The 10057-nt window shown below is 40.5% G+C and carries 14 protein-coding genes; all 14 read left to right on the top strand.

The genetic code is table 11. The annotated features are described in order from the left end of the window. The coding region (locus Q1V93_RS15330) for a hypothetical protein (RefSeq protein ID WP_300665861.1) at positions 1 to 382 on the top strand (382 nt) is incomplete at its 5' end. Positions 383 to 438: 56 nt separating this feature from the next. Continuing rightward, positions 439 to 867 carry a hypothetical protein gene (locus tag Q1V93_RS15325; RefSeq protein ID WP_300665860.1) on the top strand — a complete coding sequence of 143 codons (429 nt, stop codon included), beginning with the start codon at positions 439 to 441 and terminating at the stop codon, positions 865 to 867. Beyond that, positions 854 to 1549, top strand: a complete 696-nt coding sequence (locus tag Q1V93_RS15320; protein WP_300665858.1) for a hypothetical protein — start codon at positions 854 to 856, stop codon at positions 1547 to 1549. Before Q1V93_RS15325 ends, Q1V93_RS15320 begins: the two co-directional genes overlap by 14 nt. A gap of 3 nt (positions 1550 to 1552) precedes the next feature. Beyond that, positions 1553 to 2368 carry a helix-turn-helix transcriptional regulator gene (locus Q1V93_RS15315; RefSeq protein ID WP_300665857.1) on the top strand — a complete coding sequence of 272 codons (816 nt, stop codon included), beginning with the start codon at positions 1553 to 1555 and terminating at the stop codon, positions 2366 to 2368. 67 nt (positions 2369 to 2435) lie between these two features. Next, complete coding sequence (locus Q1V93_RS15310) at positions 2436 to 2909, top strand: DUF6265 family protein (RefSeq protein WP_300665856.1); 474 nt, start codon at positions 2436 to 2438, stop codon at positions 2907 to 2909. A gap of 92 nt (positions 2910 to 3001) precedes the next feature. Beyond that, positions 3002 to 3910, top strand: a complete 909-nt coding sequence (locus tag Q1V93_RS15305) for an NAD(P)/FAD-dependent oxidoreductase (RefSeq protein ID WP_300665855.1) — start codon at positions 3002 to 3004, stop codon at positions 3908 to 3910. A 244-nt stretch (positions 3911 to 4154) separates the two neighbouring features. Continuing rightward, the gene (locus Q1V93_RS15300) at positions 4155 to 4661 is read left to right on the top strand and encodes a PepSY domain-containing protein (RefSeq protein ID WP_300665854.1); all 507 of its coding nucleotides are present in this window, start codon (positions 4155 to 4157) and stop codon (positions 4659 to 4661) included. Between the two features lie 61 nt (positions 4662 to 4722). Then, positions 4723 to 5127: a DUF6855 family protein gene (locus Q1V93_RS15295; RefSeq protein ID WP_300665852.1), complete on the top strand. Its 405-nt coding sequence runs from the start codon at positions 4723 to 4725 to the stop codon at positions 5125 to 5127. A gap of 346 nt (positions 5128 to 5473) precedes the next feature. Beyond that, entirely contained in the window at positions 5474 to 7060 is a 1587-nt protein-coding gene (locus Q1V93_RS15290; protein ID WP_300665851.1) for an ABC-F family ATP-binding cassette domain-containing protein, read from the top strand. 23 nt (positions 7061 to 7083) lie between these two features. Continuing rightward, complete coding sequence (locus Q1V93_RS15285; protein WP_300665850.1) at positions 7084 to 7641, top strand: cyclic nucleotide-binding domain-containing protein; 558 nt, start codon at positions 7084 to 7086, stop codon at positions 7639 to 7641. Positions 7642 to 7718: 77 nt separating this feature from the next. After that, positions 7719 to 8069, top strand: a complete 351-nt coding sequence (locus Q1V93_RS15280) for a multidrug efflux SMR transporter (RefSeq protein WP_300665863.1) — start codon at positions 7719 to 7721, stop codon at positions 8067 to 8069. A gap of 115 nt (positions 8070 to 8184) precedes the next feature. Next, positions 8185 to 8655 carry a LuxR C-terminal-related transcriptional regulator gene (locus tag Q1V93_RS15275; RefSeq protein WP_300665849.1) on the top strand — a complete coding sequence of 157 codons (471 nt, stop codon included), beginning with the start codon at positions 8185 to 8187 and terminating at the stop codon, positions 8653 to 8655. A gap of 76 nt (positions 8656 to 8731) precedes the next feature. Then, complete coding sequence (locus Q1V93_RS15270) at positions 8732 to 9259, top strand: DUF4199 domain-containing protein (RefSeq protein WP_300665848.1); 528 nt, start codon at positions 8732 to 8734, stop codon at positions 9257 to 9259. Between the two features lie 67 nt (positions 9260 to 9326). Then, a complete protein-coding gene (locus Q1V93_RS15265) occupies positions 9327 to 9731 on the top strand; it encodes a hypothetical protein (protein WP_300665846.1) in 405 nt (134 codons plus the stop codon). Positions 9732 to 10057 lie beyond the last annotated feature (326 nt).

Genomic DNA, 10057 nt, shown 5'->3' with positions numbered 1-10057 from the left:
CATTGATTTTGGAAGTGGAAAAAGTATTCTGGTTGTTTTTCCCTTTATTGATGGTGAAAAGTACATTTTGGAAGCTGTGTTAGCTCGATGGAAATTCAAAACAATTCGTTTGAGTTCGGATGGTGATCTAAATCGAAGGACTCTTGAAAGTGTGAAAAATAAATTGAATGATCTGAAAGACTCAAAAGACAGTCTTCATGGTATTTGTATAGAATTTCCGGATGAAATTTTGTTTCGGGATTATTTTCATATCATAGAGATTTGTAATGAAAAAGAACCGAAAGTTTTCATTTCACTCTCAAACCATGTATATGCAATTGCAAATTTTCAAGGCGATGACAAAACATCTTTGGATTCGAATGAGTTACTTGGTTTTGAATAAGTAACATTTTAAAATACTCAAACAACTTTTTTCTCGTTTAGAATTGAAAATCGTATATGAAGATTGCAACCACCTTCTTATTTACCACCTTGTTTTTATTTGCTGCTTTTTCACAGCAAAAAATGGTTTACGGAACGTTCAAACGAATTCATGGATTCCCTAAGGATTTACCAAGACCGAAGATGGACACGCTTGAATTTCCCATATTTATAGGAAAACAATCCATTGTTTTGAAGCATTTCAAAAAAGTAAAGCTTATCAGCGATAAAGCGAGTTATTCCGGAACCTGGAAATTTCTGAAAGGAACAGTTGAATTGACATTTTTGATTGACTCCAAACAACAAACATTACAGCTTCAAATTGCAAAAACAGAGAAGAATACCTATTTGCTCGATCCGAATAATAAGTTTTGTAATTTTAGAAAAAGAAATCAAAGACCAAAATTCGGCGATAAGCTTACCGACAGACCATATGCAGGAAAATGAACTCTTTAAAAACACCGAAGAAATTGTCAACTGGACATATCCGGGGACAACGCTTTACTACAAGGATTGCGATCTGAAACCGGCTGTCCGGGAGCAATTTACCAAAGATAAAATCCTAAGGAACGGCTATTTCCTGGATGTAAGCTGGAAAGGAGCGGGAATGAAATTCAATACACGCTTTTTAATTGCTTCCAACAAAGCAGCGAAGCTCTATGAAGTGAATCCTGCAAACGAACGTTTCGGGCATTGCTGTATCAATGCAAACAGCTATTTCAAGATCCTGGATATCTACCGGATCGGAGATAAAACACAGATCTTTTTGCTGCACATTCCAACGAAAGGAGTTCCATATTTCAGACAAGTGAAATCCAACCTGGACGAGGTCATTATCGAAAAGGCACGAAAGAGCTTCGATGAAAAGATTAACATGCAGCCATTACCGGATTTGCTGGACAAATTTTGGGTAGAACGAACCAATTTCCCGGTCGGAATGGATGGATACAACAAATTCTATCCGCTGGACTCCATTACGCCGCTTCCACCCGGAGGAGAATCCTTGTTCAACGGAATTCGCAGTCTGACAAAGGATTCCTCAGAGCTGAATATTCCGGAACCGATTCCGGGAATAAAAGCAGGAGATGCGAAAAAGGGTGGATTCTGGGGGAAATTATTCGGGAAATAAACAATGAATTACCAAACGTTTGAACCCGTTGATGAGCTGAAAGCGTGGGTGAAATGCTTTTGGATCCTGGAATTTCCGTCAGAAGAAGTCCCGGAAAAACAACGGATCGTTCCGGATGGATGCATGGAACTGATTTTTCATTACGGTGATTTGTATCGGCAATACATCAATCCCGGAGAAAGCATCATTCAACCCAAATGTTTTGTGATCGGGCAATTGACCGAACTATTGGAGATCGAACCGACCGGAGCAACGGGGATTTTTGCGGTTCGTTTCAATCCGGAAGGTTTTTACCCGTTTTCTGCATTGCCGTTGAAAGAACTGGAAAATAAAGCCGTTGATCTGAGTACATTGTTTGGAAAGCGGGGACTTGAGATTGAGAAAGAAGTCCTGGAAGCAAAATCTGTTTCGGAACGAATCAAATTAACAGAACGTTTTCTGTTGGATTTATTGAAAGAAAGCACCGTAATTGACCGGATTGTGCATTCAACGGTTGAAACAATTGTGACTGCAAACGGAAGACTTTCGATCGGGGAACTTTCCAGTCAAATCCAGATTCACCGCCGGCAATTGGAACGAAAATTCGCTTCAACAGTTGGTTTAAGCCCGAAACAACTTTCCCGGATCGTACGGCTTCAAACCGTCATCAAACGCTTACTGATAAACGATTTCACGAACCTGAGTGCTTTGGCTCATGAAGAGGAATATTTCGACCAGGCTCATTTTATCAAGGATTTCAAGGAATTTACGGGCTTAACACCCAAAGAATTCTATGGCGATGATTTGAAACTATCGGCTCTTTTTTACGGTTCCGATTAGCCTGTCGCGTTTTTACAATTTAATCCACTGGAATCTTCGGTACTTTGCTCCAACAAATCAATTCAAGATGAAAAAAACGATCGGATTTTTATTTTTAGGAGCAATTCTCTGTTACAGCTGGACTTTTTTGCAGGATAATCAGATCAAAAAGGCCGAATGGCTGCTGGGAACCTGGAAAAACACCACTTCGAGAGGTATTCTTTATGAAACCTGGACAAAAAACGGCGAAAATGAATTTGCAGGAAAAAGCTACAAAGTGAAAAATCAGGATACAATGGTTTTTGAACGGATCCGCCTGGTATATGAAGAAAATCAGCTTTATTACATCCCGACAGTGGGTAATCAGAATAATGGTGAGCCGGTTCGTTTTGCGCTGAAAAAGATTTCGGAGAAAGAACTCGTATTCGAAAACCCGGAACATGATTTCCCTCAGGTTATTTCTTATACGAAGATCCGTGAAGATTCATTGGTCGCGGAAATTTCCGGGGTTCGAAACGGAGAAACAAAGAGACAAACTTTTCCGATGAAAAAAGTGAACTGATTTCCGCCGAATAAATTTATTAATGCAATAAAGTTGCAATAGTAAAATTTAGCTGTATTTTTGTTGTAAATACACATACAACATTCAGTAACATGACAAATACAAGCAATTTCGACGTAATCATTATAGGCGGGAGCTATTCCGGGCTTTCAGCAGCATTATCCCTGGGACGATCTTTAAGACAAGTACTGATTATCGACAGCGGAAAACCTTGCAATGAGCAAACACCACATTCACATAATTTCCTGACACACGACGGTGAAACTCCGCGATCCATCGCTTCCAAAGCAAAAGAAGAAGTTTCGAAATACGAAACGGTTCATTTTTATGCCGGTCGGGCAGTTCGTGGAGAAAAAACAGATTCCGGGTTTGAGATAACCACTGAAACCGGAGAAATTTTCACAGCCAGGAAACTCATTTTCGCAACGGGAGTTCGTGATATCATGCCTGAAATAGAAGGAATCGCTGAATGTTGGGGAATTTCGGTGATTCATTGCCCGTATTGTCACGGATACGAAGTGCGCGGTGAGAAAACCGGACTTCTGGCAAACGGAGACGTTGCTTATGAATTTTCGAAAATGGTACATCATCTGACCAAAGACCTGACGATTTTTACCAACGGGAAATCGACCATGACAGATGAGCAAACGGAACAATTGAAAAAGAAGGGGATCAAAGTGAATGAAACCGAAATAGCTTCTTTAACACATACTCTTGGCCAAATAGAAGCGGTGGTTTTCAAAGACGGAACTTCATTCAATCTGAAAGCGTTATACGCAAAACTTCCCTTTGAACAGCATTCCGATATTCCTGAAAAAATGGGTTGTGATTTTGGTCCGTCCGGTCATATCGAAGTAGATGTATTTCAGAAAACCAGCATTCCCGGAGTTTTTGCCTGCGGAGATAATACCACTCAAATGCGTTCCGTTTCAAATGCGGTAGCTGCCGGAACATTTGCCGGAGCGATGACGAATAAGGAATTGATCGACGAAGAGTTTTAATTCAATGCATTTCTTTATGCTTCAATTGTTTGTTTAACGACATAGGAACATACTATTCGCTATGTGGCCTATGTTTCTATGTGGTTTGTTTTTCAACCACAATAGTTAACATAGAACACATAGTTTTTTGAAGCCTATGAAAGAGGCATCACAAGCTCTCATATTTTGAACTTCATGATGACTTTCTTATAAAATCGCTGCTGGTAGTGTGGTAAAACTTCCGTTGAATCATTAAATTTACCGCATGAATAATTCTAGATTTTCGATGCGGGTTATCCACAGATACCTCGGTTTTTTCCTTGCCGGAATCATGGCAGTTTATGCAATCAGCGGAATAGTACTGATTTTTCGCGATACGGATTTTCTGAAAACAGAGAAAACGGAGGAAGTGAAAATAGCGCCGCATGTGAAGAATGAATTAGTGGGAAAAGAACTGGGAATTCGTAAATATCAGTTCGAAAGGGAAGAAGGTGATGTGGTGTATTTCAGAAATGGAGATTACAACAGGGAAACCGGAGTAGCACACATCAAAACGAAAGAACTTCCGTACATTCTCGACAAAATGACGCATCTGCACAAAGCAACCACGGACGATCCGCTTTACTGGCTGAACGTTTTCTTCGGTGTGTCGCTTTTGTTCTTCGTGATTTCCGCATTCTGGATGTATCTGCCCAAAACAAAGGCTTTCAAAACAGGATTGCTTTATTCATTGGGAGGATTGATTTTGACGTTGATTTTGTTGTTTGTGTAAAAAGACAAAATAAATAATTACATTCTGATTTCTATTTTGAAATAATACCTAACACGATACAATGGCAAACGAAGGAACAAAAGAAAATCCGTGGAAATTGAAAACTCCACCATTGACATCCGATTACGAAATGTATCGAGATGTGAAAGACGGTAAAGAAGTGATTATGTGTATTGTTGGTAAAACGACCCTTATTTACGATGCAGCTTGTTTAACTGATTTGCACGAAATGCTTAAAAAGCATGGCGATTGGATGGAGCTGGGAAGTGCGGATGAGCAAAAACCGGCAAAAGAAGGAACGGTTGAAGCCTGGGGACGTTCTGAAAACAATCCGAATGGTGGTTGGTATGGCTTGAAGAAAGGACTTCGCGGACGTTTCGGAATGTATGTTCCGCCGTTGATGGAAAAACTAGGTCTTGCTGAAGTAACCCATAATGCGAAAGGAAACCAAATGCGGGCAATTTAATACTCGGAAAAATGACCCGGATTTTCGACAAGACCCGGAAATTTTTTTTGGACATAAAATTGTGTAAATCCCTTACTGCTACTGGGCTAATAGACACAACTTGTCCCGCCACTGCGGGATGTCTATCCATGATTTCAAGCCTGAAAAAGAAGCAATGAATCCTCATGTTCTTAGTGTGTTTATGGTTAAAGTAAGTAACACACCATTTGAAAAAACACAGAAAATCGTTATTTTTGCATCTCAAAACGAACAAATACAACCATGTAGGAGCATTTTCTTGAAGAGTAATAAACAAATGAGATCCGGGAGGATTCATTCGCGTATTCATCCTTTTACACAAGAAAACATGCTTATTTTACAGAATGGTTCATACACCCTTCCTACGGGTGATCGGTTGTTTGACGATATCCAGTTAACACTTCATAAACACGATAAAGTTGCATTGATCGGGAATAACGGTTCCGGAAAATCAACCTTATTGAAAATCATTGCAGGAGAAATTCCTTTGCAATCCGGGTTGCTTAAAAAAGAATCCGAATCGTATTATATTCCCCAGGTTGTGGGACAATTCGATGATCTGACACTTGCCGGGGCTTTGCAGATTGATCAAAAACTGCAGGCCTTTCACGCCATTTTGTCGGGAGATGCTTCTGAAGAAAACCTCGAAATCCTCAATGACGACTGGACGATCGAAGACCGTTGCCGGGAAGCTTTGAATTACTGGAAGCTGGACGAATTGGATCTGAATCAATCCATGAAATCATTAAGCGGTGGACAAAAAACCAAAGTGTTTTTGGCTGGAATCCTCATTCATCAACCCGAACTTGTCTTGATGGATGAACCGAGTAATCACTTAGATGTCGCTTCCAGGCAATTGTTGTTTGATTTCATTGCATCGACTTCGAAAACGTTATTGATCGTAAGTCACGACCGGAAATTACTGAATTTGTTGGACAAGATCTGTGTTCTGGACAAACGTGGAATAACCGCTTACGGAGGAAATTATGAATTCTACCGGGAACAGCGCAACATCGAACAAAAAGCCCTGAGCCAGGAAGTCAGCAGCATGGAGAAAACACTCCGAAAAGCAAAAGAAAAGGAGCGGGAAACGATGGAACGTCAGCAAAAACTGGATTCCCGTGGCAAAAAGAAACAGGAAAAAGCCGGAGTACCGACCATTATGCTGAATACTTTGCGAAACAATGCCGAAAAAAGCACTTCCAAACTGAAAAACGCGCATGCAGATAAAATCGGAGGAATTTCGAAAGACTTGCACGAGTTAAGAAGGTCTTTGCCCGATTTGGAGAAAATGAAATTCGGTTTCGATTCGTCACATTTGCACCAGGGGAAAGTATTGGTGAAAGCCGACCGGTTGAACTATGCGTATTCAGATTCCATGTTATGGAAGGAAAGCAGGAATTTCCAAATCAACAGCGGTGAGCGAATTGCAATCAAAGGCGCAAACGGTTCCGGAAAAACAACCTTGATCCGGTTGATTCTTGGAAATGCAGAACCGACAGAAGGAACCATCTTCCGGGTAATAAATCAATCGGTTTACATTGACCAGGATTATTCATTGATAAACAATCAATTCAATGTTTATGAACAGGCTGGTGAATTCAATCAAACCGCTTTGCTGGAACATGAAGTGAAAACGCGCCTGAATTACTTTTTGTTCGATAAAAACGATTGGGACAAACCGTGTGCCGTACTCAGCGGCGGAGAACGCATGCGTTTGATTTTATGTTGTCTGACACTCGGAGTGAAGGCACCTGATTTGATTGTATTGGACGAACCCACAAACAACCTGGATTTAGAAAGTATTGAAATTCTGACTTCAGCAGTTCAGGCTTACGAGGGAACGGTGTTGCTTGTCTCACACGACGAATCGTTCCTGGAGCAAATAAATATTCAGCGGGTTCTGCAAGTATAAAAAGGAATCTCTAATTTGGTCTAATGAATGCAGATGCACTGATGGATGAAATAGCGGTTTTGCCCGCAGAATCACGGGAAGCGTTGAAAGCTTGTTTGTCGGAAGTTTCCTATCCGAAAGGACATGTCTTGCTTCGGGCGGAAAAAGTCGAATCCGGCATTTATTTCATCAAAAAAGGCATTGTCCGGGCATATGCCAATCAGAACGATAACGAAATCACGTTTTGGTTCGGTTCGGAAGGTCAGACCATTATTTCGATGAAAAGTTATGTGGAAAACCTGCCGGGTTATGAAAATATCGAACTGTTGGAAGATTGCGAGCTGCTGGAATTAAAAACCAGTGATCTGAAACACCTGTTTGAAACCGATATTCACATTGCCAATTGGGGAAGGCGCTTTGCGGAAAAGGAACTGATACGGACAGAAGAACGCTTAATTTCCAGGCAATTCAGAACTGCCCTGGAGCGTTACACCGAATTGCTGGAAACCAATCCTGATCTCATAAAAAGAGTGCAACTCGGCTACATTGCATCCTATTTGGGAATCACACAAGTGAGTTTGAGCAGGATTCGTGCGAAATAGTAAAAGCATTTTTTATCATTTGTAAAATGTTTCCTGAAAACTCTTTCGGAACTTTGCAGAAATAAATCAATAAAGAAATTGATTCTTTTAACGCTGTAAGTATGAATTGGATTGTGTTGATCGTAGCCGGATTATTTGAAGTGGCTTTTGCGTCGTGTTTGGAAAAAGCAAGAATCTCCACCGGAAATGCGGTGTATTGGTGGTATACAGGATTCTTTGTCTCAATTGTGATCAGTATGTTGCTGCTCATGAAAGCCATTCAGACTTTACCCATCGGAACGGCTTATGCAGTTTGGACCGGAATTGGGGCGGTGGGAACAGTTTTGGTAGGAATTTTCATTTTCAAAGAACCGATTAGTTTCTGGAAAATATTTTTCATCATCACTTTGATCGGTTCCATTGTCGGATTAAAAGCTGTTGCGCATTAAAAGAGGAAATAATTAACACCAGAAGCAGGCTGAGCAAAGTCGGGTCTGCTTCTGATATAATAGCCACCTTTCCGGTCTGAATCAATTCACCTATCTTTGCTGTTCAGGTACAAAGATGTTTCGCAAGATTTTCGGTTCATATAAACTCATTTTACTTTACGGGATTTCACTCGCCGGATTACTGTTCCTGATGCGCTGGCTTGAATTTCGACTGTTACTCATTGACCGCGCAACGGAGTTGTATGCTTTGGCAATAGCGGTCATTTTCACCATTCTTGGTATTTGGGTAGCGCGTCATTTATCCAAACCCAAAACGGTATTGGTGGAGAAAACCATTTACGTCGGAAATTCGGAAACTTTCGTGCGGAATGAGGAAATCATTGCACAACTTGGTTTGAGTAAGCGCGAGTTGGAAGTGCTGGAATTGATGGCTCAGGGTTTGAGTAACCATGAAATTGCAGAGCGTTTATTCGTTTCTCTGAATACCATCAAAACACATTGCTCCAGGTTATTTGAAAAACTGGATGTCAAACGGAGAACCCAGGCAGTAGAATCGGCTAAACGTTTGGGAATTATTTCGCTTTAAACCCGAAATCACCCGAAAGTATGAGCCCGGAAAGCCCATGGATTCTCACTTTTGTCGAAAATTAAAACAAGAAAAGATGAAAAGAAATGTATTGGTTTACGGAACAATTTCCGGTTTGATTGCAGCGATTTGGGTTTTGATAGCCATGTTTTTTGTGCCGAAGGAAATGCACATGAGTATCGGAATGATTCTCGGTTATACTTCGATGGTTATTGCAAACATATTTTTGGTTGTAGGAGTTAAAAATTACCGGGATAAATACAACGGCGGAGTCATTACTTTCGGAAAAGCATTGAAAGTCGGGCTTTTGATTGCCCTGGTTGCTTCGACATTTTATGTCATTACCTGGCTGATTTATTTCTTCGGAGTCGGCACGGATTTTATGGATTATTTCGTGGAATGTACCCACAAGGAATTGGTGGCAAGCGGAGCAAGTGCTGCTGAAATTGCGAAACAAAGCAAGGAAATGAAGGAATTTATGGTGATGTATCAGAATCCGTTCTTCAATGCTGCAGTAACATACATGGAAATTCTTCCGATGGGGATTTTGTTTGCGTTGATTACAGCTTTGGTTATGAGGAGAAAAGAACCGAAAACAAACTAATCCGATCTTCTGATCAACAAGTAGTATTGATCGAATCCCGTTATATTTGACGGACAAACAAAATTTCATGAGTAAACAGGCGGCAGCAGGACGGATGTTCCAGGACATCAATTTTAAGGTGAAAAGTGCCAAAGGAAAGAAACTGGAACAACTTATCGGTGTGGAAGATCCGGAAAATCCGGAACATGGCCCGATCCTGGTTTACATCAAAATGGAAGGAATCAGTTGGTCACAATACTACCTCGATGTGTGTTTCGGAGTTTGGGAAAACTGGGGAGAAATTGATCTGGAAGATGAATCCTATTCATATCATGATTATGCGAAGAAATTCGAAGTCGAAAACCAGGTCATTCAGTCGGTTTATTGCAAAGACAATGAAATCACGCTGGAATTTGAAAATGGAGAAAAGTTGATTCTCAAATACAAAGATCCGGATGACTGGGACGGAGATCATGAAATGATTAAAGTTTAGAGAGAAGCGCTATAAAACAGATTTTCCACTTATAATGTAGTTTCTAAAATAAACTAGTGACGTAATATTGCGGAATTACGCCAACTTGGTAATAAATGGAAATGGACGAATTTTAAAGAACCCGCGAGTGAAAATAGACTGATCATCCAAATCCTTTAGAAATCAGTTGTTTTTCATGTGAAAACCGCTAAAACAAAGGGCTGTCGTAATATTGGGAAATTGCGACAGCCCCTTTTTATTAAAATCTCTTGTACGAGAATTTAGGTGTCTTTTGAAATTTCCCGTAGTCCACACAGAGTTAAGCGGATCCTGTTTTTCATTTTCTG

The sequence above is a fragment of the Fluviicola sp. genome, from assembly GCF_030151805.1.
Taxonomy (GTDB): Bacteria; Bacteroidota; Bacteroidia; order Flavobacteriales_D; family Crocinitomicaceae; genus Fluviicola.
The sequence above is the reverse complement of the archived record's forward strand: the minus strand, read 5'-3'. Positions and strand labels throughout refer to the sequence as shown.